At 69.0% G+C, this 26,562-nt stretch carries 11 protein-coding genes; 7 read left to right on the forward strand and 4 right to left on the reverse strand.

Going from position 1 to position 26,562, the window contains the following annotated elements; translation table 11 throughout:
* Window positions 1–46: 46 nt before the first annotated feature.
* Window positions 47–1,243: a hypothetical protein gene (locus LZC94_10650; GenBank protein ID WXB17709.1), complete on the reverse strand. Its 1,197-nt coding sequence runs from the start codon at window positions 1,241–1,243 to the stop codon at window positions 47–49.
* 185 nt (window positions 1,244–1,428) lie between these two features.
* Here LZC94_10650 and LZC94_10655 point away from each other — a divergent pair, with 185 nt between their 5' ends.
* The 7 genes from LZC94_10655 to LZC94_10685 all read left to right on the forward strand — a co-directional run bounded on the left by LZC94_10655 (window position 1,429) and on the right by LZC94_10685 (window position 21,391).
* Window positions 1,429–2,553, forward strand: coding sequence for an ABC transporter permease (locus LZC94_10655; GenBank protein ID WXB17710.1), 1,125 nt, complete (start codon window positions 1,429–1,431; stop codon window positions 2,551–2,553).
* Window positions 2,550–3,314, forward strand: a complete 765-nt coding sequence (locus LZC94_10660) for an ABC transporter ATP-binding protein (protein WXB17711.1) — start codon at window positions 2,550–2,552, stop codon at window positions 3,312–3,314. Before LZC94_10655 ends, LZC94_10660 begins: the two co-directional genes overlap by 4 nt.
* On the forward strand, window positions 3,311–4,540 hold the full coding sequence (locus LZC94_10665) for an efflux RND transporter periplasmic adaptor subunit (GenBank protein WXB17712.1): 1,230 nt from the start codon (window positions 3,311–3,313) through the stop codon (window positions 4,538–4,540). The genes LZC94_10660 and LZC94_10665 overlap by 4 nt, the downstream gene beginning before the upstream one ends.
* A gap of 94 nt (window positions 4,541–4,634) precedes the next feature.
* The gene (locus tag LZC94_10670) at window positions 4,635–10,448 is read left to right on the forward strand and encodes a type I polyketide synthase (GenBank protein ID WXB17713.1); all 5,814 of its coding nucleotides are present in this window, start codon (window positions 4,635–4,637) and stop codon (window positions 10,446–10,448) included.
* Window positions 10,445–16,138, forward strand: a complete 5,694-nt coding sequence (locus LZC94_10675) for a type I polyketide synthase (protein WXB17714.1) — start codon at window positions 10,445–10,447, stop codon at window positions 16,136–16,138. The genes LZC94_10670 and LZC94_10675 overlap by 4 nt, the downstream gene beginning before the upstream one ends.
* A gap of 81 nt (window positions 16,139–16,219) precedes the next feature.
* Window positions 16,220–20,497, forward strand: a complete 4,278-nt coding sequence (locus tag LZC94_10680) for an aminotransferase class I/II-fold pyridoxal phosphate-dependent enzyme (GenBank protein ID WXB17715.1) — start codon at window positions 16,220–16,222, stop codon at window positions 20,495–20,497.
* A gap of 12 nt (window positions 20,498–20,509) precedes the next feature.
* On the forward strand, window positions 20,510–21,391 hold the full coding sequence (locus LZC94_10685; protein ID WXB17716.1) for a methyltransferase domain-containing protein: 882 nt from the start codon (window positions 20,510–20,512) through the stop codon (window positions 21,389–21,391).
* 2 nt (window positions 21,392–21,393) lie between these two features.
* Here LZC94_10685 and LZC94_10690 read toward each other — a convergent pair whose 3' ends face one another.
* The 3 genes from LZC94_10690 to LZC94_10700 form a co-directional block, all read right to left on the reverse strand.
* A complete protein-coding gene (locus LZC94_10690; protein ID WXB17717.1) occupies window positions 21,394–22,266 on the reverse strand; it encodes an SDR family NAD(P)-dependent oxidoreductase in 873 nt (290 codons plus the stop codon).
* The gene (locus LZC94_10695) at window positions 22,263–24,344 is read right to left on the reverse strand and encodes a hypothetical protein (protein ID WXB17718.1); all 2,082 of its coding nucleotides are present in this window, start codon (window positions 24,342–24,344) and stop codon (window positions 22,263–22,265) included. Before LZC94_10695 ends, LZC94_10690 begins: the two co-directional genes overlap by 4 nt.
* 346 nt (window positions 24,345–24,690) lie before the next feature.
* The gene (locus LZC94_10700; protein ID WXB17719.1) at window positions 24,691–25,839 is read right to left on the reverse strand and encodes a sigma-54 dependent transcriptional regulator; all 1,149 of its coding nucleotides are present in this window, start codon (window positions 25,837–25,839) and stop codon (window positions 24,691–24,693) included.
* Window positions 25,840–26,562: the final 723 nt, after the last annotated feature.

Raw genomic sequence — 26,562 nt, forward strand, 5'->3', positions numbered from 1 at the left:
GGCGAAAGTCGATAATCTTTCGAGTCGGTAGCCGGCAGCCGGCAATTTAAGCGGTACGAACCTCGGGTTCGGGGACGCGATCTTCGGGCTCGCGGATACGGACTTCGCTCGTGCGATTCGCCTCCATGCGGGGCTTGGTGTGGAGCCGGTCTTCGCGCACGTACGGCTCCGTGAGCTGGAACATGGCCTGCCCGTAAAGTTTGAAGCGCGGGCTGACCCCCTTGGGCGTGACCCGGATCCCGACGTACTTGACATAGTCGGTTTGCATCATGCGCTCGAACGTCTCGACGGATTGCCCTGTCACCTCGGAATATCCGAACGAGTCGATCGCTTGTTTGATGGTGGAGAGAGGAGTGCCGCAGTAAATGAGGTTTACGCGGGCGGGCGCCGCGCGCGCCTCGGAGACCTCGACCGCGATCTGCGTCATTTTGTCCTTGGAGCCGGACCAAATCCGATCGGTGACGTCTTTGAGACGGTGCATCTCCTGCTCGGGGACATCCATGCGCTGGATGAACCGCCAGAGCGTGGAGCCGCGGTAGAACGGGGATCGATGTTTGTCGAAGCGCAGCAGGTACATCTTCGACTCCAAGGTTCCATCCCCGAGGAAGCTTAGTCCGAAGAAGAGCGGATAATAATCGGGCGAAAGGGCCGCGGAGAACACGCTGACTCGATCGGCGAGGGCGCGGCCCTGGTAGCGCGGCGGCAGGCGCCGCATCTTCTCGTTGAACCCCGAGTGGCCCCGGAGGAGGTCGAAGTACCAGCTCGAGGCGATGGAATAGCGGGTCGGGCTCTTGGGTTTGAACTCCGCGCGCACCATCCCCAGATCGGAGGGGCGAAATGCATCGCAGATGGCGCAGCAGAGCCCCACCGCTTCGTTGTAGATGCCCAAGCTCCGGCAGTAGTCGCCGAAGGCTCGGGTCATCGTGCGGTTCTCTCCATAGAGCATCATCCCCAGGCCGGGGCTATTGCTGGTGACGGAGAATTCGATCAGCGTCTTTTTCAGAAAATTCAACCCTTGAACGGGGTGCCAGTAATCGAGGAATCGTTTGATTTCATTGGCCTCCTTTTGCAGCGCTTGCGCCACGATGGCGTCTTGCATGAAGTCGCCGATCGGGCGATCGGGAACCCAGATGGGTTGCTTGTCGTAATGGCATAATCGGTCTCGCGCTCCGATCAGCCAGGGGTAGAGCATGTTCCCCGCGAGACGGCCCGCGTACCGTGCCAACAAGAGAAAAGGGATCATGGTGAAGAGGCGGCTTAGCTCGAATCGGACCAAGGTCGTGAAACCCGCTCTTTGCGTGCACACGCGCGCCGAGCGCACCGAACGGTCAGAATGAGCGGACACGGTGTGCGTACATGCTGTCGTGGCCACCCCCGCGGCCCGCGTAGAACGGTGGGTACATCGCTTGCTGTTGCGCGTTGGCATTCATGTTCCAGATTGCCATTCAGTCGCTGCTCTTCGATCGAAGGAAGCTCGTCGCGGCGCTCGCGGGGGTGGCGTTCGCGGCGACGTTGGTGGTCGTGCAGCTCGGGCTCTACCAGGGGTTTCTCTCGATCTCGTCGCAGCTCATTTCGCGGGTCGGCGGCGATCTATGGGTCATGGCCAAGGGGACCGAGGTGATCGACAACGCGGAGACCATTTCGGCCGGGACGCGCGCCGTGGCCGCCTCCCAGCCGTGCGTGGAGCAAGTCCGGGGGATGATCTTGGCCTGGGCCTTCGTCCGAAAGTCCGGCACCTTGGTCACCAGCGTCAACCTGATCGGGTACGACTCGGCGCCGCACGATATGGTCCCATGGACCTTGAACGAGGGCCTGCCCGGCGATCTCCACCGCCCCATGCGGGTCGCCGTGGACGCGACGGAGCTGCGCAAGCTGCGGTTGCCGGATCATCCCATCGGCTCCTCGTTGCTCGTCAATGGGAAGCCCTCGCTGGTCACCGCCCTGTCCAAAGGGATCCGGTCGTTTACGCTCTTTCCTTACGTCTTTGCCGATCTGGGCAACGCGCGGCGCATCGCGGGCATCGCCGAGGGCGATGTCACGTTTTGGATCGTCACCGTCAAGGAGCCGGGGTGCGTCGCGCTCTTGAAGTCGCTCGTCCAGAGCCGCTCGGATCTGCAGATCAAGACCACCGGCGAGTTTCGGGAGATGACCGAGTCGTATTGGGTGGGCGCGTCGGGCGTGGGGGCGGTGCTGACCTTCAGCGCGTCGCTCGGCCTCATCGTCGGCGTCGTGCTGGTGGGGCAGACGCTCTTTTCCATGACCCGCGACCACGCCAAGGAGCTCGCGACCTGGAAGGCGATGGGCGCATCGTCCCTCGAGCTGGTGCAGTTCGTCGGATGGCAGGCCGCGTTTCTGGCGGTGGTCGGCAGCGCGCTGGGGATGGCGGCCGCGCTCGCGCTCCAGCGGGGCGGCGCCGACGTGGGGCTCCCCATCGTCTACACCCCCGGCGTCTTGCTCCGGGCGGCCGCCGCCATCGTGGCCATGTGCGCCTTCGCCAGCTTCGGGAGCGTTCGCAGCGTCTTGAAGCTCGATCCGTTCGAGGTGCTCCTATGATGCCCGGCGAGAGGGGCCAGCTCGGCCAGGCCGGCCTGCTCATCGCGGCCCACGGCATCAAAAAATCGTTCGTCACCGGCCAGGCCGAGACCGAGGTGCTCCACGGCGTCGATCTGTGCATCCAATCGGGCCATTTGGCGCTCGTCATGGGGCCATCTGGCTCAGGCAAGACGACCCTGCTGTCCATCCTCGCCGGGCTCCTTCGGCCCTCGGACGGGTACGTGGATCTGTGCGGCGAACGCATGACGGCGCTCCCTCCGCACCGGATCGCGGAGCTCCGGCGGCGGCGCGTCGGCTTCGTCTTTCAGACGTACAACCTGTTTCCGGCTTTGACGGCGCTGGAGAACGTGATGGCCGCGCTCCGCATGAAGGGCGCACCTGCGGGGGACGCGCGCGCGCGCGCCCTGCACTGCCTCGAGCGGGTCGGCCTCGCGGAGCTCGTGGCGCGCCGGCCGGGGCAGCTCTCGGGCGGGCAGCGGCAACGGGTGGCGGTGGCGCGCGCGCTGGCCACGGCGCCGTCGCTCCTCTTTGGCGACGAGATCACGGCCGCGCTCGATCCGGCGAGCGGGCACGCCGTGATGAGGCTCTTGCGCGAGCACGCCGACCTTGGCCACGCGGTGCTGATCGTCACCCACGACGCGCGCTTGAAAGAGTACGCGGACCACGTCATCGAGATGCAAGACGGCTACATCGTGCGCGAGCGCTACACGCACCGCGCGGAGAGCGACTTCGATCCCTTTGAAAGGACCACGCCATCGTGACGCGCCAGAAGAGGCTTTTTGCGGCGGCCATTGCTCAATCCATCGTTCTTTTGGCCTTGGCGGGGGGCGCGTGGGCGTACAGCGCGCTCCGCGCTCCCACGGCGCGCGTGACCGCGGGAAAGGTGACCGAGTCCATCGCCGCGCGCGGCATCGTGGTGGCCCAAGGCGGCGTCGCCAAGGTGAGGCCGCGGATGGATGGCCGCGTGCTTCGCGTCCTGGTGGCGGAGGGCGACACCGTGGTGGCCGGGCAAGTGCTGGCGGAGGTGGATCCCGCGACGCACGAAGCGGAGCTGGCGCGCCTCGAGGCGGAGGCGCACGCGCTGGGCGCGCTGGCGGCGGCGAGCGCCAAGGGGGCGCCCTCGGAGATGCAAGGGTTCGAGCTGGGCGTGGACACCGCCAAGCGCGAGGTGAGCTTGCTCGAGGAGCGGGCACGGAAGGCGCGATCGCTCGAGGCGAGCGGCACCTTCGCGCACACGGCGTCGGAGGATGCCGTGCACGCGTCGCGCGAGGCCAAGGCGCGCCTCTCGTCGGCCATCGCCAAGGCGCGCGTGGGCGAGGCGGGGCGGCGCGCGGACGTGATCGCCACCACCGCGCGCGCGCAGGCCGCGCGGGCCATGGCCGAGGATCTGCGCAAGAAGCTCGGCCACGCGGACTTGGTCGCGCCCATCGCCGGCACCGTGATCGCGCGCCGCCTCGATCCAGGCGACACCTTCACCGCGGACCGGGACGAGCGGCCAGCGGCGTTCGAGATCGCGGACACATCGAACGCCGAGCTGCGCGTCGAGATCGAAGAGTCCGACTCGGAGCGCATCCGGGTCGGCGCGGAGGTGACCGCGCTGCGCTTCGGGAGCGCCGAGCACTTCGCGGGGCACGTGGTCCGCGCCTCGGCCAAGCTGGAGAGGCGCTCGCGCGAGATCGAGGCGGGCGAGGTCAAGGGCGATGGCCTCGTTCGCGCGGCCTGGGTGCGATGGGACGCGGAGAACACCCCGTCGTTCCCGCTCGGCCAACGGTTCGAGGTGCTCATCCGTCTCGGGGAGCGAAACGTGGCCGCGCGCGTTCCGCGCCGGAGCATCGTGATCCGTGACGGTCGCGCGCAGCTCACCGTGCTTTACGGGCCCTTTCAGAGCGAGCGCACGGTCGAGTTGGGGCTCGCCGATGACGAATTCGTCGAAGTGCGCGGGGTCGAAGAGGGCACCCGCATACAGATTGCGCATTCGGACAATTAGATTGTGCGCACAAACTGGCAAGCATGGAAAGGGCGAGTTGGTGCAAGGCGACCAAGGTGCGTGGTGCGCTTGTTGCTCTGGAACCTTCGCCACGATGGCTGCGATCGAGAACGACTCCACACGATACCGCCACTTGATGGAGCGAGCGCTCCGCCAGCTCCAAGAGGCGGACCGAAAGCTCAAGGCCAAGGAACGCGAGGAGCACGAGCCCGTCGCCATCCTCGGCATCGGGTGCCGTCTGCCGGGCGGCGTGGACTCGCCCGACAGCTTCTGGGACGCGCTGATGGCGGGCTTTCATCCCATCGAGGACGTCCCCTCCAAGCATCGCTTCGACGTGGACGCGTACTTCGACCCCGACGCGGACAAGCCCGGGACCGTGTACACGCGGCGAGGCTCTTTCGTGCACGGCATCGATGGCTTCGACCCCGCCGTCTTTGGAATCTCTCCGCGCGAGGCCGAGGCCATGGACCCGCAACACCGGCTCCTCTTGGAGGTCGCGTGGGAGGCGCTGGAGCGCGCGGGGCTGGTGCCGCGCGCCCTGGTGGGATCCATGACCGGCGTCTATGTGGGGCTCTCGGCCAATGACTATGCGCAGCTCGCCACGCGCGCGCCGCACGTGATCGACGCGCACACGGGCGCGGGCAACAGCATGGCGGTGGCGGCCGGCCGCCTGGCGTACACCTTTGGCTTCGAGGGGCCCGCGATGACGGTGGACACCGCGTGCTCGGCGTCGCTGGTGGCCGTGCACTTGGCATGTCAGGGGCTCTTGTCGGGCGACGCGGAGCTGGCGATCGCCGCGGGGGTGAACCTGGTGCTCTCGCCGGTGGGCACGTTGATCGAGAGCCGCTCGCGCATGCTCAGCCCCGACGGCGTGTGCCGCACGTTCGACGCATCCGCCAACGGCATCGTGCGCGGCGAAGGATGCGGCGCCGTCGTGCTCAAGCGCCTCTCGCGCGCGCTCCGGGATCGCGATCCCATCGTGGCCGTCATCAAGGGCACGGCCGTCAATCAAGATGGGCGCAGCAGCGGTCTGACGGTGCCCAACGGGCCCGCGCAGCGGCGCGTGATCGCCAGAGCTTTGGAGCGCGCGCGGGTCGCTCCGCACGACGTGGGCTATGTGGAGGCCCACGGGACCGGAACGCCGCTGGGCGATCCCATCGAGATCGAGGCGCTCGGGGAGAGCTACGGCAAGGGGCGGAGCCATGAGCGTCCGCTCTTGGTCGGCTCGCTCAAGACCAATGTCGGGCACCTGGAGGGCGCCGCGGGCATCGCGGGGTTGATCAAGGCGGCCCTGTGCGTGGAGCGGGGGGCCATTCCGCGTCATCTGCACCTGGAGAAGCTCAATCCGCATATCGCATGGGACGCGTGGCCGCTGCGCGTGGCCACGGAGGCGGGCGCGTGGCCGGAGGGCTATGCGGAGCGGTGCGCGGGCGTGAGCTCCTTTGGATTTTCGGGGACCAATGCGCACGTGATCCTGGCGGAGGCGGGTGCTCGTGACGCCGGTGCGAACGAGCACGAAGTAGCGGCGGGGAATGCGCCGCCGTCCGCGCCGCTGTTCTTGCCGCTGTCGGCCGGATCGCGGGCGGGCCTGGCGGGGCTCGTTCGTCGTTACCGCGAGCTGCTCGCTCGGGAAGGCGTGCGCGTCGAGGACGTTTGCTACACGGCGACGTTTGCCCGCACGCACCATGCGCATCGACGCGCCATCACGGGGCGCGATGGCCGCGAGCTGGTGCGCAAGCTGGAGGAGCTCGAGGCGGACGGCTCGGATTCGCGCCGCGCCGGGGAGCCGGGCGCGGGATCGGCGGCGGAGCTCGAGGCCCGATCGGCGGCGGAGCTCGGCGCGGGGGCGGTCGCCTTTCTCTTCACCGGCCAAGGCGCGCAGTACGCCGGCATGGGGCGCGGGGCGTGGCTCCACGATCCGGTGTTTCGAGAGGCGTGGGAGCGCTGCGAGGCCGTGGTCTCCAAGCACGCGGGCTTTCGACTGAGCGAGCTGACATTCGCGGAAGACGCGCGCGACGAGGTGCTCGCAGAGACCCGCCACGCGCAGCCCGCGCTGTTCGCGCTGGAGTATGCGCTCAGCTGCTGGTTTCGAGCGCGCGGGGTCGAGCCCCGGGCCCTTCTCGGCTACAGCCTGGGCGAGTACGTGGCCGCGCACCTGGCCGGGGTGTTCGGCCTAGAGGAAGCGTTGCAGCTCGTCTGCGAGCGCGGTCGGTTGATGCAGTCGCTCGGGCCGGACGGCGCCATGGCGGCCGTGGAGCTCGACGAACCCGCGGCGCGGCTCGCGCTGGTGGGCTACGAGACCGAGCTGGCGGTGGCGTCGGTGAACGGCCCCACGCAGGTGGTCCTCTCCGGGTACGAGCGCGCGCTCTCCGCCGTGCTGGCCAAGCTCGAAGCGCGGGGCGTGCGCGGCCAGCGCCTGCGCGTGTCGCACGCCTTTCACTCGCCGCAAATGGACGCCATCCTCGAGCCCTTTCGCGCGCGGGTCGCGGCGGCCAAGCCAAAGCCCGCGCGCGTACCCCTGGTGAGCAACCTCACGGGCGGCTTCGTTCGCGACGAGGTCGCCGATCCGGAGTATTGGGTTCGGCACCTTCGCTCCACCGTGCGCTTCGCCGACGGGCTCGATGCGCTGGAGGAGAAGGGCCAGCGCGTGCTGATCGAGCTCGGGCCCAAGCCCACCTTGCTCGGCATCGCGCGGCGGCGCGCGAACCCCCGCGCGTTCGTGGGCGTTCCGAGCCTCCGGCCGTCTCGGGACGACGTCGCCGGGCTCGGGTCGGCGCTCGGAGCAGCGTACGAAGCCGGCGCCATCGACACCTTCGTGCGGTCCGATGCGGACCTCCGAGGGCAGGGGAGCGCCCGCAGGCGCGACTGCCCGACATACCCGTTCGATCGAAGGTCGTATTGGCTGACCAAGTCGAATCGCTGGTTCGGTGAGGCGCCCCCCAAGCCTCGGGGCGCTTTGGCGCTCGGCGGAAAGCCGGTGCGCTCGCCGGCGCTGCCCGCGGGGCTCACGGTGTTCGAGCTGGAGGTGTCCGCGAACGCGCCCGCGTTCCTCGCGCAACATCGCTTGGGCGATCGGGCCGTCATGCCGGCCACCGGCTACATCGAAATGGCGCTCGCCGCCGCCGAGCAGCTTCGCTTTGCCCCGCGCACCTTGGAAGCGCTCGAGCTCCTTCGGCCGCTCGTGTTGGATGACGTGCCGACGATCCTGCACATCGTCATGAAGGACGCGGTCGCGAAGGACCTCGTCGAAGAGGGCGCCGTCGAAGAGGGCGCCGTCGAAGAGGGCGCCGTGGGAGAGAACGGCGAGGCGGCCGACGAAACGGCGCGCACGCACGCCGTCTCGTTCGAGATCCTCGGCCAGGAGCGCGCCCGGAGCGACGGCGAAGGCGAAGGCGACTGGGTGCTGCACGCCCGCGGCCAGCTCGTACCGGCTCGCGCGCGGCCCTCGGCTCCCTTGGTCGCCGAGGCGCCCGAAGAAGGCGCCGCCCGCGTCGATCTGGCCGAGCATTTTCAGGCGTGCAGCGCGCGCGGCATCGCCTACGGGCCCGCCTTTCGCGCGCTCAAGAGCGCCGCGCGGGGCGAGCGCGAGGCGTGGGCCGAGCTGCGCGTCCCCGACGAGGTTCGCCGCGAGCCCGCGTCGTACATGTTTCATCCGGCTTTGCTCGACGCGTGCCTGCAGCTCTTTGCCATGGTCGGCCACGCGGGCCACGGGGCGGACGACGCGCGCACCTTCTTGCCCGTCGGCCTAACGCGCTTTCAGTGCTGGGCGCGGGCCTCGGACGTCCGTCGCGTTCACGTGAAGCGGCGCGCCGATGCGCCCGACGACGCCCCGCGGGCCGACGTGTGGATGTGGGACGAGCGCGGGCAGCTGGTGGCGACCGTGGAGGGGCTGCTCGCGCGCCCGCTGGCGCCGAAGGCCACGGCGCCCTGGGCCGATTGGCTCTTCGAGACGCGCTGGCAGCGGGCGGAGCTCGACGATGTGGCCGCCGATGCGGTCCCCGCCGTCGATCGCTGGGTCGTCTTCGCGGATGAACGCGGCATCGGCCAAGGCATCGCCGACGAGCTTCGCGCGCGCGGCTGCGAGGTCGCCACCGTGTCGCGGGGGATGAGCTTCGCCGCCCCCGAGCCCGGCCGCTTTGCGATGTCGCCGCGAAGGCCCGATCACTTCCGGAGCTTGCTCGAGCAGCTGCGCCCGCGCGGTCGCGAGCGCCTGGGGATCGTGTACCTCTGGTCGCTCGACGGGCAGCCCGGCCTCGGCAAAGGCGACGGCGATCCCATGGCGGCGTCGAAGCACGTGCTCCAGCCGCCGCTGCTCCTGGCGCAGACCCTGGCCGAGCGCGGCGCGACCTCGTCGCGCTGGGTGTTCGTCACCCAAGGCGCGGAGGCCGTGGTGCAGGGTGACGTCGCCGATCGCCCGTTTCAAGCGCTGCTCGGCGGGTTTGCGCGGGCGCTGCGGCACGAGCTGTCCGATGCGTCGATCGGGCTCGTCGACATCGAGCCAGCCACCGCCTCGGCGACGGCCCTCGTTGCGTGGATGCAACGCTTCGCGAGCGAAGACCGCCTGGCCATGCGCAACGGCATGCCGTACGTGCCCCGATTGAGCCGCTCGACCCTCGAGCCCGACGCGCCGGAGGCCATCGTGCGCCCCGGCGCGAGCTACCTGGTGACGGGCGGCGCGGGTGCGCTGGGCCTCGCCACCGTGCGCTGGCTGATCGCGCGCGGCGCGACCCGCATCCACCTGCTCGTGCGCCGCGCGCCCAGCGACGCGGTGCTCCAGGACATCGCCTCCTTGCGCGCGCGCAACGCGGCGGAGCCCGTGCACATCGCCATGGCCATCGCCGACGTGACCGATGCCGCGCGCGTGGGCGAGGTGGTCGCGGGCATCCCCGATCTGCGCGGGGTCGTGCACCTCGCGGGGACTCTGTCCGACGCGCTGCTGCCGCGTCAGAGCTGGTCCGAGCTGGAGCGGGTGCTGGGGCCGAAGGTGTCGGGCGCCTGGAACCTGCACGCTGCAAGTCAGCACCTGCCGCTCGACTTCTTCATTACCTTCGGATCCATGGCGGGCACCTTGGGCAACGTGGGCCAGGCGGGCTACTGCGCGGCCAACGCGTTCCTCGATGCCTTTGCGCACCATCGACGCACACGCGGCCTGCCCGCCACCACCGTCGCCTGGGGCTCGTGGGGGAAGCTGGGCATGGCGGCGCAGGTCGCGCGCACGGCGCAGGCGAGGCCGATGAGCGGGTACGAGGGGATCGACGCTCCCTCGGGGTTCGCCGCGCTCGATGCGGTGGTGGGCAGCGAGCTCGCGCAGGCGTGCATCGCGCCGATGCAGTGGGACACATGGCTGCGCGAGCACCGCGCGTGCAGCCGCCAGGCGCTGTTCGCGGGCCTCGCCGATGGGCGGGGCCCGACGTGGGGCGCCGAAGGCGACCTGCGCCAGCGGCTCGATGAAGCGCTTTCGCACTCTCCACGCTCGCCGCGTTCGCGCAGCGCCGTAACCGATCTCGTGCGCGAGCATGTGGCGCAGGCGGTCGCCGCGGTGCTCAAGCTCGATCCGAGCGATCGCGCCGCCATCTGGCGCGGCAACCTGATGGAGCACGGCATGGACTCGCTCATGGCCGTGGAGCTCCGCGACCGCCTGTCGCGGGCGTTCGATCGTCCGTTGCCGGCGACCTTGGTCTTCTTCAACCCCACGGCGCAAAAGCTCGCGGATCATCTGACGGAGCTCGAGCTGGCGCAACAGCCCGCGGCGCCCGAGCCCGATCCTGCGCCCGATCCCGAGCCGGTCCGCGCGCCCGAGCCGATGCGCAAGGCTTCGGAGGATGTCCACGCCATGAGCGCACGCGATCTGGAACGGCTGATTCACAACGCATGGAGCTCGCTGCAAGACGGGAGTCCGAGCCGATGACCGAGATGAACCACGACCACGACCAAGCCGACAACGCCGAGAGAGCCAACCTGGACGCCCTACGACGCGCGGCCCACGTCATTCAGGAGCTGCAAGCCCGGGTGGAGAAGCTGCAAAAGGCGGCCCCCGAGCCGATCGCCATCGTATCGACCGCGTGCCGCTTTCCCGGCGGGTGCAACACGCCCCGCGCGTTCTGGGAGCTGCTCGCGGCCGGCAAGGACACCGTTCGCGACGTGCCGGCCGAGCGCTGGGACGCCGAGCGGCTCTACGATCCCGAGCGCCGCAAGCGCTGGTCGGCGTACACCAAGGTGGGCAGCTTCCTCGACGAGGACGTGTCGGCGTTCGACGCCGAGGCGTTCGGGGTATCGCCCCGCGAGGCCGGGTCCATCGATCCGCAGCAGCGCATCTTGCTCGAGGTGGCCTGGGAGGCCATCGAGAACGCGGGCATCTCCGTGCAGTCGCTCTCGGGCAGCCGGACGGGCGTTTACATGGGGGTGCTCTCCGTCGACTACGGCCGCATCCCCCTCGAGAGCCTCCACCCGGAGGATCTGCCCTACAGCGGCACGGGCATGGAGTTCAGCTTTCCGGCGGGCCGCATCTCGTACCATCTGGGGCTGCGCGGTCCGAGCATGGTGGTGGCGAGCGCCTGCTCGTCGAGCCTGGTGTGCTTGCATCAAGCGGCGGCCGCGCTACGAAATCGGGAGTGCGATCTGGCGCTGGCCGGCGGCGTCAACCTGATGCTGTCGCCCGAGCCCTACATCGTGCTCTCGAAGCTGGGCGCCATCGCGCCCGATGGTCGCTGCAAGACGTTCGACGACTCCGCCGACGGCTATGGGCGCGGGGAAGGCTTGGGCGTGATCGTGCTCAAACGCCTCTCCGACGCGGTCCGCGACGGCAACCCGGTGCTGGCGCTGGTGGCCGGATCCGCCGTGAACCACGATGGATCGGCCGGTGGGATCTCGGTGCCCAACGGGGCCGCGCAGCAGGAGGTGATCCAGCAGGCCCTCGCGTCCGCGGGCCTCTCGCCCGATCACATCGACTACGTGGAGGCCCACGGCACGGGCACGTCCCTGGGCGATCCCATCGAGCTCGACGCGCTGCACGCCATCTTCGGCCCCGGCCGCGATCCACGGCGGCCCCTGTTGGTCGGCTCCGTCAAGTCGAACATCGGTCACCTCGAGGGCGCGGCCGGCGTGGCCAGCATCATCAAGGTGGTCGAGGCCTTGCGCCATCGCCGCATCCCGCGCCACATCGGCATGCGCACGCCGAGCTCCCACGTCGACTGGCAGCGCGGCTCCTTGCGCGTCGTCACCGAGGAGACCCCCTGGTCCGATCCCCCGGCGCGCCGCTTTGCCGGCATCTCGGCGTTCGGCTTGAGCGGCATCAACGCGCACATCGTGCTCGCCGCACCCGACGATGCCGTGGCGCAGGCGCAAGCGCTATCGGGTGCGCCGGCGCCGCCGTCGCCTGCGACCCACGCCAACGAAGAAGGCCCGCAGATCGTCGCGCTGAGCGCGAAGACCGCGCCGGCACTCGCCGCCCTGGTGCAAAGCTACCGCACCGCCCTGGGCCCGGACGGAACCTTGCACGAAGCGTCGCTGCGCGATCTCGCCTACACCAGCCAGATCGGCCGCGCGCACCTCGCGCACCGGGTGGCCCTCACCGTCACGTCCTCGAGCGACTTGCGCGCGCAGCTCGATCGCCTCTCCGACCCGGAGGCTCTTCGGAGCGCCCAGCGCACCACCCCCCCGCAACGCCCCAAAATCGCATTTCTATGCTCCGGCCAGGGCTCCCAATACGCACACATGGGCCGCGAGCTGTACGAGCAGGAGCCCGCATTTCGAAGCGCCCTCGATCACTGCGCGCAGATCCTCGCGCCGCACCTCGAACGCCCGCTCTTGGACGTCCTGTTCGACGCGCGCCCCGATGCCGCCGGCGACGCAGACGATCCGTCCGCACCGCTTCACCCGATTCACGACACCCGCTACACGCAGCCGGCGCTGGTCGCATTGGAGATCGCCCTGGCGGCGCTCTGGCGCGAACGCGGCGTCGAGCCCGATCGGCTCCTGGGCCACAGCGTGGGCGAGCTCACCGCCGCGCACCTCGCGGGCGTGTTCGATCGCGAGGGCGTCCTCGCGCTCATCGCCGCGCGCGCCCGACTGATGGCGGCCTTGCCCCGCACCGGCCAAATGTGGACCGTGTTCGCCGAGCGCGCCCAGGTGGAGCGCGCCATCGCCCTCGCAGCGGCCGGCGCACAGGTGGCCATCGCGGCGACCAACGGCCCCGCCAACGTGGTGATCTCCGGCCCCGCGGACGGCGTGGCGCGCGTGATCGCGCACCTCCGAGCGATCCCGGTGCGCGTCCAACGGCTGACGGTCAGCCACGCCTTTCACTCGGCCCTGATGGAGCCGATGCTCGAGGACTTTGCGCGCGTCGCACGCACGGTGCGCTATGCCCCTCCGCAGCTGCCGCTGGTCTCCAACCTGACGGGCAAGCTCGCCGGCCCCGAGGTCGCCACCGCGGCCTACTGGGTCGATCACGTGCGCCGCGAGGTGCGCTTCGAGGCGGGCATGCACACGCTCGAACAGCTCGATACGGCGATCTACCTGGAGCTCGGGCCGCGCCCTGCGCTCCTCGGCCTCGGCCAGGGCGCCTTGCCCGCGAGCCGCGCCGTTTGGATCCCGAGCCTGCGCAAAGGTCGCGACGCCAGCCGCCAGATGCTCGAAGCGCTGGCCGAGCTGCACGGCGCCGGGGTGGACGTGCGCTGGAAGGCGCTGCACCGCGACCCGCGGCCGCAGGTGCTCGTCCTCCCGAACTACCCGTTTCAGCGCGCGAAGTATTGGATTCGCACCCTCGAAAACTGGGGCGAGGAGAGCGGCAAGATCAAGCTTGCGCACGCCCTTTTGGGCGAGCGCGTGGCGTCCCCCGCGAAGCAGGTGCAGTACCACAACGCCCTCGACGCCAGCCGGCCGGCCTTCGTCGCGCACCACCTCGTCTATGGCGCGGTGGTCCTCCCCGGCGCTTGCTACCTCGAAATGGCCCTCGCCGGAGGACAGCGCGCGCTCGGTACGCACGACGTGCAGGTCTCGGACGTCACCTTCCACCAGCCCCTGGAGCTCGGCACCACCCCCACCCGGGTGGCCACCGTGTTCACGCCCGCCGAGGGCCGCTCGTACACCTTCGAGATCGCGAGCCTCGATCCCGAGACGTCGCTGGACCAACCGTCGTGGGTCTGCCACGCCAGCGGCCGCGTGCACCTCGGCGAGCGCGCCCCGCGCGAGGCGCACCTCGCGCCGCGCGATCCCGCCGCCGCGCGAGACACCAAGGTCGACCGCGCCGCGCTCCAGGCACGCTGCCCGCGCACCCAAGACGTCGCGCGCTTCTACGAGGACCTCCAGCGCACCGGCATCACGTACGGCGCCGCCTTCCGCGGCATCCACGAGGTCTACGCGGGCGAGGGCGAGACCTTGGCTCGGATCGTGTGCGATCCCAGCCTCGCCAAGGAAGCGGAGTCCCTGCGCCTGCACCCCGCGCTGCTCGACGCGTGCTTTCAATCGCTCGGCGCCGGCTTCGACGGCCAAGCGCCCAGCGACGATGCGTACCTCCCCGTGGGCGCGGGCGCCCTCCGCTTCTTCCGCTCCCCCGGGCGCGAATTCTGGGTTCATGCGCGCACCACCGGTGACCTCGGCGGAGAGCTCTCGGCCGATCTCGCGCTCTTCGCGCCGGATGGGGAGCCCATCGCCGAGCTCACATCGTTTCGGTTCAAGCCGGTCAGCCGCGAGCGGATCGTACGCTCCAAGCAGCGCGCGCTGCGCAAGTGGCTGTACGACGTGGCATGGCGGCCGTCGCGCGCCGTCGACATGGCCAACGACCGCTTCCGAAACCGCGGCGTCCTGCTCTTCGCGGAGGCCACGGGCCTCGGCGGCGAGCTGCGCGAGGCGCTCGTCGCGCAGAGCGCGCAACCTTACATGGTCGTCGCCGGCCCCGCGTTCCAGAGGCTCGACGCGCGCACGTTCCAGATCCACCCCGCGCGGCCCCACGACTACCGCGCCGTGCTCGACACCTTGGAGCGCGAAGGGCTGACCATCGACGCCGTCGTGCACCTGGGGAGCCTTCGAAGAGCCGCCCGCGAGAGCGATCTCCCCGCCGCCGCGCACGCGCACGCCTCCGAGCTCTTGCACCTGACGCAGGCCCTGGTCGCGCGCGGCGGCAAGAACGCTCCGCGCCTCTGGGTGGTGACGCAAGGCGCCCTCGCATCGGCCGGGGGCGGAGACGCCCTCGAGCTCGCGGGCGCCGTCGCGTGGGGGCTCGGCAAGGTGATCCTCCTCGAGCACCCGGAGCTTCAACTCAAGTACATCGACCTGCCCGCGCGCGACACCGACCAACTGGCCATGCGCTTGCTCGCGGAGCTCACGGCCGACGATGCCGAGACGTACGTCGCGCTCCGCAAGGACGGGCGCCGCGTGCCGCGTCTCCAGCGCGCGCCGGCGCTGGCCGCCTCCGGCGATCCGCTGCGATTCCGGGCTGACGCCACGTATCTGATCACGGGCGGCGCCGGCGCCCTCGGCGCGTTGACGGCGCGCTTTCTGGGCGAGCGCGGCGCGGGGTGCCTCGCGCTGGTGAGCCGCCGCGGCGCCTCGGCGCTGCCTCCCGACGTGCGCGCGGAGCTCGAGGCCACCGGCGCCAAGGTGATCGTGCTCGAAGGCGACATCGGCAACGAAGCGGACGTGGTGCGCATGCTGGGCACCATCGCGGCCGAGCTGCCGCCCTTGCGCGGGATCCTCCACGCCGCCGGGGTGCTCGACGATGGCGTCATCCTCCAGCAGACCCCCGAGCGCTTCGCCAAGGTGATGGGCCCCAAGATCGACGGCGCCATGCACCTGCACCGGCACACGCGCGATCTCCCGCTGGATCACTTCGTCCTGTACGCGTCCGCGGCCTCGGTCATGGGCCGCCCCGGGCAGTCGAACTACGTGGCGGCCAACCTCTTTCTCGACGAGCTGGCCCACCTCCGGCGCGCCCAGGGCCTCCCCGCCCTGAGCATCGACTGGGGCGCGTGGCGCTGGGTGGGCCTGGCCGCCGAGCGCACGGCCGGCGAGGACATGACGAGCAAGGACATGGCCGCGGGCATCGACGCGATCGAGCCCGAGCAGGGCCTCGCCATCCTCGAGATGCTGATGCGCAGCCACCCCGCCCAAGCCGCGGTCATGCCGCTCGACTGGAGCAAGCTCGGACCCCTCGCGTCGATGCCCATGTTCTCGGAGCTCCGCGCCGGCGCCGAGGAGTCGGATCCGAGCGGCCCGCCCTTCGTTCGAACGTTGCTCGAAGCGCCCCCGCGCGAGCGGCGCGCCCAGCTGTCGCGGCACATCGAGCTCCTGATCATGAAGACCCTGGGCATCCAGGCGGACCATTTGCCCTCGCCGGCGCAGGGCTTCTCGGAGCTGGGGATGGACTCGCTGATGGCGGTGGAGCTGCGCAACCGCTTGCAAAAGAGCTTCGAGCGCGTCTTCCCCGGCACCGTGGCCTTCGATCACCCCAACCTGGAGGCGCTCACGGCCTTCGTGGCCAGCGAGGTGCTCCCGGTCGAGGAGGCCCCCGCGGGCAGCGCGCCCGAGAGCCCCGTCGACGCCGATGTCGCGGCCATGCTCGACGACATCCTCTTGCGCGAAGACGCCGAGCTGCGCTTCTGAGCGTCGCGCTCCGCGTTCGACCCGCTGACCCCACCTGCTTCTCATCTGCATTTGCACGCACGCACGCACCAAGGGCACGCCATGGATGAAATGACACAACGGTTGTCCGAGCTGCCGGCCATCAAGCTCGCCTTTGCCGCCAAACAACTGCGCGACAAGCAGCGCGTGATCCAGGCCGAGCCCATCGCCATCATCGGCCTGAGCTGCCGCTTCCCCGGCGACGCCGCCAGCCCGGAGGGCTTTTGGGAGCTGCTCCGCCAGGGCCGAGACACCCTCGAGCGCGTACCGGCGGAGCGCTGGGACGCCGATGCCCTGTACGATCCGAGGCCCGGAACACCCGGCAAGATGCACGTGCGCGACGGGCACTTCGTGCGCAACGTGGCCGACTTCGATCCGCTCTTCTTCGGCATCGCCCCGAAGGAGGCGCGCTCGATGGACCCCCAGCAGCGCCTGCTCCTCGAGGTGTGCCACGAAGCCCTCGAGCGCGCGTGCCAGGCGCCCGATCGCCTGCGCGGCACCAAGACGGGCGTGTTCATGGGCATCATGCACCTCGACTTCGCCGCACGCGAGGCCGGCGCGGGCGGCTCGGTGGTCAACATGGCCAACATGTCGTTCAACCGCCTGTGCATCGCGGCCGGGCGCATCGCGTACGCGCTCGGCCTTCAAGGTCCGGCCATCGCGCTCGACACCGCGTGCTCCTCGTCGCTGGTGACCGTGCACCAGGCTTGCCAGAGCCTGCGCCAGGGCGACTGCGATCTGGCCCTGGCGGGCGGCGTCAACTTGAACCTGGCGCCCGAGACGATGATCGTCCAGTCGCACAAGGGCATGCTGTCGGCGGATGGCCGCTGCAAATCGTTCGCGGCCGGCGCCGACGGGTTCGGGCGCGGCGAGGGCGCTGGCGTGGTCGTCTTGAAACGTTTGTCGGACGCCATCGCCGATGGCGACGACGTGCTGGCGCTGGTCCGTGGCTCGGCGGTGAACCATAGCGGCACGAGCAGCGGGCTCACGGTGCCGAACGGCCGCGCGCTGGAGCGGCTGGTGCGCGACGCGCTCACGGTGGCCGGCGTGCGGCCGGACCAAGTCAGCTATGTCGAAGCGCAGGGCACGGGCACCGCGCTGGGCGACTCCATCGAGATGCAGGCCCTGGGGCGCGCGTTCGCGGGCGCGCGCAAGGAGCCTCTCTGGGTCGGCTCGGTCAAGACCAACATCGGGCACTTGGAGGCGGCGGCCGGCATCGCCGCGCTGATCAAGGTGGTCCTGGCGCTGCAGAACGAACGGATCCCGCAGCACCTGCACTTCGACGAGCCGAACCCCACCATCGCATGGGACACGCTGCCCGTGCGCATCGCCACCCACGCCGTTCGATGGCCCGCCGAGGATCGCCGCATCGCCGGCGTGAGCGCCTTCGGCTACAGCGGCACCAACGCCCATGTGGTGGTGGAGGGCGCGCCCCCTCTGGCGCACGTCCGCCCCGCGCCCCTCGCCGACGAGCGCCCCGCGCGGGTCCTCGCGCTCAGCGCCCGAACCGACGCGGCCTTGCGCGAGCACGCGGCGCGCTTCGCCGAGGCGCTCGCGCACACGCACGCATCGCCGGCCAGCGTCGCGCACAGCGCCAACGCGGGCCGCAACGCCATGGCGCATCGGCTGGCCGTGGTCGGACGCGACGTCGCCGCGTGGCGCGCGCAGCTCCACGCCATCGCGCGAGGCCACGTCGTGGCGGGCGCGCTCGCGGGCTCGGTCCTGGGCGGTCCGCCCCCGCTGGTCGCCTTCGTCTTTCCCTCCACGTGGACCGTCGCGCGCGAGCGCGCCATCGCCCTTGCGCGCAGCGAGCCCGTGGTGCGCGGCGTCCTCGAACGATGCCGTGCCGAGCTGCCCGACGCGTCGCGCGCGTCCGAGCTTTGGTTCGACGGTGCGCAAGGAACTCCGCTGGAGCACGCGGCGCTCTTCGCGTGGCAGATGGCCCTCGCGGGCCTATGGCGCTCCTGGGGGATCGAGCCGGAGGCCGTCCTGGGGCACGGTCCGGGGGAGCTCGCCGCCGCGTGCACGGCGGGGATCGTGTCCCTCGAGGACGGTCTGCGCTTGGCCATCGCGTGGGGACGCCAGGGCGATGCGTCCGCGTCCGCGCACCACGAGCGCGCCCGAATCGTGGCCGGCGTGGCCTTCGCAACCTCGGCCCTGCGCGCGATCTCCACCGCGGAAGCACACGGGTCGGACGAGCCGATGACCCACGCCGGCCACTGGTTGCGGCACCTCGAGCGCGCACCAGGCGCCGCCCGCACCGAGCAGGCCCTCGCCGGCGGCATCCGCACCTTGCAAAGCGCCGGATACCAGGCGTTTCTCTCCCTTGGCGGCGATGACCCATGGCTCGCCCACGCACGCGCCGCCATCGACGGCCCGCACGCGCCCGCCTCCGCCGACGCGCCGCAGGCGTCCGCCTCGGCCGATGCGCCGTACGCACCTGCGGGGGCCGCGCGCACCCTTCACCTCTGGTCGAGCATGCCCGCGGGCCCCAACGAGCCGCACGGCATCGCGCACACCTTGGCCGCGTGCTTCGTGGCGGGCCTGCCCGTCCGATGGTCGAACGTCGATGCAGCATGGGCCAACGCATCGCTGGTGCTCCCCACGTACCCGTTTCAGCGTCGCCGGTACTGGCCCGACGACCCGCGCCCCGCGCGCACGCACAGCCCCGAGCACCTCGACAGCCCCGCGCACGCGGACCACGCCGACGACCCCACGCCGGCCACCTCCGCCCTCGCCCGGCGCATTCAAGCGCTCCCCCCCGAAGAAGGCCGCCCCCTCGTCCACGCCTCCTTCGTGGAGCAACTCCGCGCCGTGCTGGGCCTGGAAGCCGATGACACCTTCGACCACGCCGCCTCCCTCTCCGCCCTCGGCCTCGACTCCCTCATGTCCGCCGATCTGCACCGCCGCATCACCAAGCACCTGGGCGTCACCTTGCCCCCGGAGCTCCTCATGAGCCCGACCTCCGTCCTCGCCCTGAGCGCCGAGACCCATCGCCTCCTCTGCCTCGGCGCGCTCGCGCAGCCCGCCGCCCCACCCGCGCCGGACACCCCGGTGCATTGGGCGCAGCGCACCTTCGACCAATTCATGAACCGCGGCGCCCGCGACCTCACCGAGGTCGAAGACCTCCGCAGCTGGCGCACCGCCATGCAAAACGATGGGCTCGAGGCCGTCTTCGAGCGCCCGCACCTGTCGTCGCCCGGGCCCAGCGTGGCCGTCCTCCAGGCGGATGGATCCACGTCCCGATGCGTGAGCTTTACGAGCTACAATTACCTTGGCTACGCCAATCACCCGCACGTCATCACCGGCGCCAAAGACGCCCTCGACACGTACGGGCTCGGCGCCTCGTCATCGCCCGTGCTGGGCGGCACCTTGGGCGTTCACGGCGAGTTCGAGCGCGCCCTCGCCGACTACCTCGGACAGCCCGGCTACGGCGTCAGCCTCTTCTCGTCCGGCTACAACGCCAACCTGGGCGCCATCTCCGCGCTGCTCAACGAGCATCAATACTTGGTCTGCGACCGCAAAGTGCATATGTCCGTCCTCGAGGGCGGAAAGCTCTCCGGCGCCAAAATCCGCTTCTTCGCCCACAACGATCCGGCCGATCTCGAGCGCGTGCTCGCCGGCATCGACGCGCGCCGCCACCGCGTGATCGTGGCCATGGACGGCGTGTACTCGGTGAGCGGCACGTTCGGCCGCGTGGCCGAGATCGCCGAGGTCACCAAGCGCTGGGGCGCGTATTTGCTCGTCGACGAGGCGCACTCCATGCTGCTCACCGGTCCAAACGGGCGCGGTGTGGCCGCCGCCCAAGGGGTGCTCGACAAGGTCGACCTCTTGGTGATGACCATGAGCAAATCGTTCGGGGGCGTGGGCGGCGCCGTCTACGCCAAAGAAGAATTGGCGCACTACATCAATTGGTTCGCGCGCTGCCGCATGTTCTCGTGCGCGCTCAACCCGGGCGTGGTCGGCGGCCTGGCCAAGGTGCCGGCGCTGGCCGCGAGCCTCGATGGCTCCCTCCGCCGCGAGCGCTTGATGCGCAACGCCAACATGCTCCGCGCCCTCTTGCGCGACCATGTATCCATCGGCGAGTCCGAGTCGTGGGTCATCCCCGTTTACATCGGCTCTTACGATAAAATTGCTTATCTGGGGGATTGGCTGCGCCGGCAAGGGCTCGAGGTGGGCACTGTTTCCTATCCCGCCGTGGCCAAGGACTCCTCGTGCCTTCGCTTGTTCGTCACGAGCGAGCACACGGACGAGCAGCTCGAATTTGCCTCGAACGTCATTATCGGCGGTGCCGATGAATTCGATTATCGCGCCGAGCGCGGCGCGAAATCCCAGGAATGAAAGGAGGTCCGCATGACCACGGAATGGACTGTCGAACGTCGATCGCACGCGACCGATGTGCTCGCGGCGCACTACGATCTCACCACCGAGGCCACCCAGCTGGTGATGGGCGATCATATGCATTTCGGTTTATTTACGGACAAGAACGACTCGCTGGCGAAGGCCACCGTCCGCATGGTGGACTTCGCCGTGGCCGGAAGCGGGCTGGGTAAAGACACCCATGTGCTCGACGTGGGTTGCGGCTCCGGCCACGCCGCCATTTACCTGAACGAAAAGTACGGTTGCCGGGTCACCGGTATCTCCACCAGCGCACGGGGCATCGAGCTCGCCCGAGCCCATGTCAAAGGGCGCGGCAGTGCGTTGAAATTCGAGGTGGCCGACGCCATTCGGACGGGCCTTCCGTCCGAGTCTTGCGATGTCGTCTTCATCATGGAAACGGCGTGCCACGTCAAAGATCTGGGCGCGCTCATGGTGGAGTCGCGGCGTGTCCTCAAGCCCGGCGGCCGGTTGATTGTCACCGATCCCGTCGCGCGCAAAGGCCCCGTCGGCCACTTCGTATTCATGTTGAAGAACGGACCGCGCTTGATCCCCATGAAGCTCGCCTGGGGCCCCGGCATCTACATGCGCAACCCCGGCGTGTATGCCACGCACGCCCTCGAGGCCGGCTTTCGCAGCCTGGAGATCGTCGACCTCTCGGAGGACGTGAAACCCTCGGCCGACCGCTGGAAGGAGCGCGCGCTCGAGGTTCGCGAGACGCTCCTGCAGACGAGCGTCGGCAAATCCGTCCTCCGCAAATTCACCACCGGGTGCGACCACATGCGGTTCGTGCTCGAGCAGGGCTTCTTCGGCCATATGCTCCTTCGCGCCCGCAAGCACGAACCCGCGCGGGACTGACCTTACTCGCCCGGCTGCCCGTCGCACCACGCGCGGACCCACTCTTCGCTCTTCTCCCAGAGGAGACGGGCGAGGGTAGGGTCCTGCGCGAGCTCGCTCGGCGCGCGATCGTGCCCGCTGAGCGCGTAATAGCGACCATCGTGATCGGCCACGTCGGCCGAGGTGGCGCAGTGAAGCGATGAATGCGCGCCCTCCTGGGTGCTGATCATCTTGCGCTTCATGACGGTGCGGATGGGCCAAGGGATCTTGCGCCAAATATCCGAGGCGACGGTGCCGGGATCCACGGAGTAGCTGCGCACGCCGTGCCCCTTCCACCGGCGCGCGCACTCGGCGCCGAAGAGCACGTTGCACAGTTTGCTGATCTCGTACTCCTTGGTGGCCATGAATGTGCGCGTGGGTCGGGCGAGCGACTCCCAGTCCAGGTTCTTGCACTCGTAGTGCGAGTCGCTCGCCACATGGACCACGCGCGCCGGCGCGCTCGCGCGGAGCCGGGGCAGCAAGAGCTGGGTGAGCAAAAAGTGCCCGAGGTAGTTGGTGCCGAACGCCAGCTCGAACCCTTGTTTGGTCGCGCCGCGTTGACCGGCCAGGCCCGCGTTGTTCACCAGCACGTGCAGCGGCTCGCCCGAGGCGAGGAACTGCTCCGCGCAGCGGCGAACCGAGTCCAGATCTCCGAGATCCAGCGGTAGAAACACCACATGGGCGCCCTCGTTCTCGCGCCGGATGGCGTCGATCACGGGCTGCGTTTTGGCCTCCGAGCGGCACGCGAGGTACAGCCGCGCACCTCGGCGGCCCAACTCCTCGCTGGTGGCCCGCCCGATGCCCGTGTTCGCGCCCGTGATGAGGATGGTTTGCCCGATCGGCGATCGTCCGTTCATGGTGCGTATTGCTCCTGCGCGGTTGCTCGCGGCAAATGGATGCCGGCGCGCTCTCCTACTTCGTTTTGCCAGCCCGCCACCCAATCGAGGAGCCTCTTGCCCCCGTCTTTGGGCAGCGCCTTGATATCGTGCCAAACCAGAAATGCGTGCCCGTCGGCGCCCACCATGAAAAGACCGTCCATCGCCTTGGACCTTCGGAGCGCCTCCAACGCCTGAACGGGCGTTTGCACGATGGGGCTCGCGACATTGAGCGAGGTGTTGACGGACACCTCGGCCCCGGTGCGCCGTCCCATGGCCTTCAGGTAGGCATAGGTAAACGGATCCTGCGCTTCGTCCACGATCTGCACGCGCGCGGTGCCGTCTTTGTGGATGACGGCCGGGATGGTCGCGTATGCCTCGGGCCGCGCGCGGGCGGTGAGGATCATATAGCGGTACGCGTTGTAGTCGCGATCGGATGCTCCTTCCGATAGCTCGAACCAGCGCAGCGCACCCTCCAAGGTGGCCATGGGCGCGAGGGGGCGAATTCGCTCGCGGTATTTGACGAGCGCGTTCAGCACCTCCAAGGTCTTCGGATTGCACGGATTGGCCAGAATCGACCGATGGCCCAGCGCGCGCGGCCCCGTTTCGGCCGCGCCCTGGAACAACCCCACCACCCCGTCGTGCGCCACGATGTAGCCGAGAAGATCCGCGAGCAGCCCGCGCATGGTCGGGCTCGACGTATCCCCCAGCGCGAGCATCCCCATCTCCGGAACGGCCTCCACGGCCTCGCGAACCTGCGCGCTGCTCGGCGCCGAGCCACAATAGAAGGCGTGCTCCAGCGGCGCTCCGGCAGGCGCCCCTTGCGCGAGCGCAAAGTTGAAGGCCGCGCCCATGGTCACCCCCGAATCCCCGGGTGTGGGCGGCACCCATAGATGAAGGCGGGTCTCTTTTTGGCCCAGGTAGCGCTCGTAGAACGCTCGGTCGAAATGATCCAAAAGTCGCATATTGGCCACGCAGTTCAACGCGCAGCCGCCGGAGAGCACCAGGCGCGAGCTCCCCGTTTCTCGGATGAAGCTGCCGAGCAGGTGAAACAACCCATCTTCGAAGACCAGCTGCAGCGCGGCCGCCTTGTCGACCCGGTCCTGGGTAATCTCGGAGTGCTCGATATCGTCCACATTGAGCACGGCGTCCGGGTTCCACCATCGGTCGCGTGGAATGGGCGGCCCCAAAATGTCGATGAGCTCCTGGGAGTAGGGCTCGAGAAACGATTTGCGGTGCCAGTTGGCGAGGCTTCGATTCAAGAGGACCTCGCCCTGGCCGCCAAAATAGAGGATTTGCCGGAGCCTCGCGTAATAAGGATTGGTCAGCCGATCGCCATTGCCCCAGGCCGCCGCCCCCATGTAGCGACCCTCGGATTGCAGGATCTTCCAGCCGCCTTGGGTGCAGCTGATGAGCGAATACAGCATCCCCAGCGAGTCCGCGGGATCGCGGTTCTTCTTGTACAGCTCGAGCTGCCCGCTACGCGCCAAATAGAGCGACACCGCCCCATCGTCGCCGGAGCCATCGAGGACGGCCACCATGACCGGCTCCTCGCCCTTGGCGAAGGGGGACATGGCGTAGGCCAACGCGGCATGATTGTCGTGATGGCGCATGCCGATGATGGGAAAAGGCTCCCCGAGCCCCAGGCTCTTCCCGAGCCGCGCGGCCGCCTCGAACATCACGGCATGAACCATATCGGGGGTCATGGTCGGGTCTTGGGCGTCGGGATCGAACGCCGTGCGAAAGCTGCCCGGCAGCTCGTCGACCATGGCTTTGACCCCCGTGGCGCCGAGGGTCACGTAATCCCATGAAGCGAGGCATGCGTCGATGTCGCGCGGGCCGATGCCCAGTCGATCCATCTGCGCGAGGAGGTCGGCGATGCTCCGCTCGGGAAAGTCGGTGCAGTTCTTCTTGCCCGAGAAGCGCTCTTCTTCGTTGTTCACCAAGAGCTCGATGCCGCGCTCCTTCGAAGCCCGCACCAGGGCAACCCCGGAGTCGTGCCCGCCCGCGCCAATGCCGAGCAGATAGACCGCTTCGCCTCGCCGGAGCTTCGTTTGCACAGCGGCCGCACATCGCTCTCCGTACGAGCTCTTCTCTTGGTGAAATCCCCTTTTGGCCGCCTGATAGCGGTACACCGCGAGCGCCAAACGACGTGCAAGCCTTCCGAGACGAGGGCGTGTGGGTCCGTGCGTGCCGTAGGAGTGTGACATCGTTGTCTTCCTTTGAAAACGGAGGGGTCGATGGCCGTTGCAGCGCAAACCCGATGCCAGACGTGAACAGGCTCCCCGTGGCCGCGTCATTCTCGATGGATGCGAGGGTACGCCTACGACTCAGCCCCTCGTCCCGCCTCCCTCGCGCCAAACATGTGGACGACTTGCGCGTACAATCTGTTCGGCGAGCGCGGCATCAGTCCTTGCGGCGTCGTGCGCGCGGTCGGGGAAGGTTGTATTCGATGAGGCGCGAGACCAAGGTCGTTCGCGATATTCCAAGCATCTTGGCGGCGGAGGATTGATTGCCCGCGCATTGCTGAAGGGCGTCCGTGATCCGCTGGCGCTCGCTGCGGCCGGGGCCAGCGTCTCCCAGCGGTGGGGGAATCGTCGATGCGGACATGGAGAGGAGAGGGTCCGACGCGCGGGCAAACGCGCAGGCGGCCCTGGCCATCTCGCCCACGGGGAGGTGCTCCACCGTGATCATCTCGCCATCGCCGCACACCACCAGGGCGCGCTCGGCGAGGTTTCGCAGCTCGCGAATGTTACCGGGCCACGGGTGCCGGCGGAGCATGGCGCGCACCTCGGGCGAGAGGGTCGGCGGCTTGCGTCCTATTTGCTTGGCGGTACGGTTCAAGAACATCAGCACCAGCGGCTCGATCTCGGAGAGGCGCTCGCGCAGCGGGGGAAGCTCGAGGGAAATGCCATTGAATCGGTAGTACAGATCGGCTCGAAACGCGCCCCGCGCGACCTCGGCCGCCAGGTTTCGATTGGTCGCCGTGACGAAGCGCACGTTGATGTCCCTCGGCTTCAAGCCGCCCACGCGCGTCACCTTGCGATCTTCGATCACGCGCAGCAGCTTCGCCTGCAGGGAGAGCGGCATTTCGCCGACCTCGTCGAGGAACACGGTGCCGCCGTTCACCATCTCGAGCAGCCCGGACTTGGCCTGGGCCGCGCCCGAGAACGAGCCTTTTTCATGACCGAACAGCTCACTCTCGAGCAAGCTCTCGGAGATGGCCGCGCAGTTGAGACGAAGCATGGGCTTGTCCCTGCGCGCCGAGTGGCGGTGAATCGTCTCGGCGAGGATCTCCTTGCCGCTGCCGGTCTCACCGAGCAAAAGCACGCTAATGTCACTCGCGGCCACCCGCCGCGCCAGTTGATGGATCTGGATCATCGAGGGTTCGAGGATGACGACCTCGTCCCCTCGATCGGTCGTGTCTGCGTCCGCGTCCGCGCCGGCGATGACCCGCACGGATTGTTCTCGAACGAGCTCGACATGGTTCCCATCGGGCGACTCCCTCGCCGATTCGGTCGCCTCGACGCTGACGTTCGCGCGTGAAGTGAGCATCAATGACTCCTGGTGAAATGACAGAGCGGGTAGAAATGGCAGAACGAATTCTGGGTCGAGCTCGCCCATGCGCACGACTGTGCGCGAAGGCGCCCGGTGGCGAATGTCTCGGGTGACGATCCTAGGACGCTGGCCGCGCCCCACTCGTGCGTGAATATCGTATCCAGGCCCCCTCCAAGGTGAAACCACCCCCAGCTACCAAAGTAAGTCGGGGCCCACCTGTAAGCGACTTACTTCTTGCGTTACCTCGCGTTTCGTGCGGCCCCACCGGAGGTCGCGATACGCGAGCGTTCGTGCGCATTTCAAGGGTGCCTCGCTCCTTCTGTGCGATCCACCCGTGGGTGCCCCTCTCGAGGCGCTCTGCCTTCATGCTCTCTTCGACGAGGATCAAGCCATGCGGGTCATCGTCGAGCGTAAACATCGTGTGGCTCGAAGGCCTGCGACCTCGAGCCGAGTCGATCGGCTGTCTTCCATTGGAAAGCTCCTTGCACGAGCCAGGATTTGCGCTCATCTCCCTGCAACGCTCCCCCGATGTAAAGTGCCTTTAGCAAACCATCGTGTCAAGTAAAGATTGGACACCGGTATCACCGCAAGCCCCAATTCGGACAGGTGCACGAGACGTTCCGCGCCGGGCGAAGTTGACACTCGCGTGACACGAGCCGCGCGCGGATTCGAGGGGACCGCGCGGGGGCCGATTCGAATGCATTCAATTGCCGTTGAGCG

The organism is Sorangiineae bacterium MSr11954 (genome assembly GCA_037157815.1).
Lineage (GTDB): Bacteria > Myxococcota_A > Polyangia > Polyangiales > Polyangiaceae > Pendulispora > Pendulispora albinea.

Excerpts from the sequence above, each read along its gene's own strand:
- LZC94_10650 (WXB17709.1), bottom strand. The coding sequence starts at position 1,243 with ATGATCCCTTTTCTCTTGTTGGCACGGTACGCGGGCCGTCTCGCGGGG.
- LZC94_10655 (WXB17710.1), top strand. The coding sequence starts at position 1,429 with ATGTTCCAGATTGCCATTCAGTCGCTGCTCTTCGATCGAAGGAAGCTC.
- LZC94_10660 (WXB17711.1), top strand. The coding sequence starts at position 2,550 with ATGATGCCCGGCGAGAGGGGCCAGCTCGGCCAGGCCGGCCTGCTCATC.
- LZC94_10670 (WXB17713.1), top strand. The coding sequence starts at position 4,635 with ATGGCTGCGATCGAGAACGACTCCACACGATACCGCCACTTGATGGAG.
- LZC94_10675 (WXB17714.1), top strand. The coding sequence starts at position 10,445 with ATGACCGAGATGAACCACGACCACGACCAAGCCGACAACGCCGAGAGA.
- LZC94_10680 (WXB17715.1), top strand. The coding sequence starts at position 16,220 with ATGGATGAAATGACACAACGGTTGTCCGAGCTGCCGGCCATCAAGCTC.
- LZC94_10685 (WXB17716.1), top strand. The coding sequence starts at position 20,510 with ATGACCACGGAATGGACTGTCGAACGTCGATCGCACGCGACCGATGTG.
- LZC94_10690 (WXB17717.1), bottom strand. The coding sequence starts at position 22,266 with ATGAACGGACGATCGCCGATCGGGCAAACCATCCTCATCACGGGCGCG.
- LZC94_10700 (WXB17719.1), bottom strand. The coding sequence starts at position 25,839 with ATGCTCACTTCACGCGCGAACGTCAGCGTCGAGGCGACCGAATCGGCG.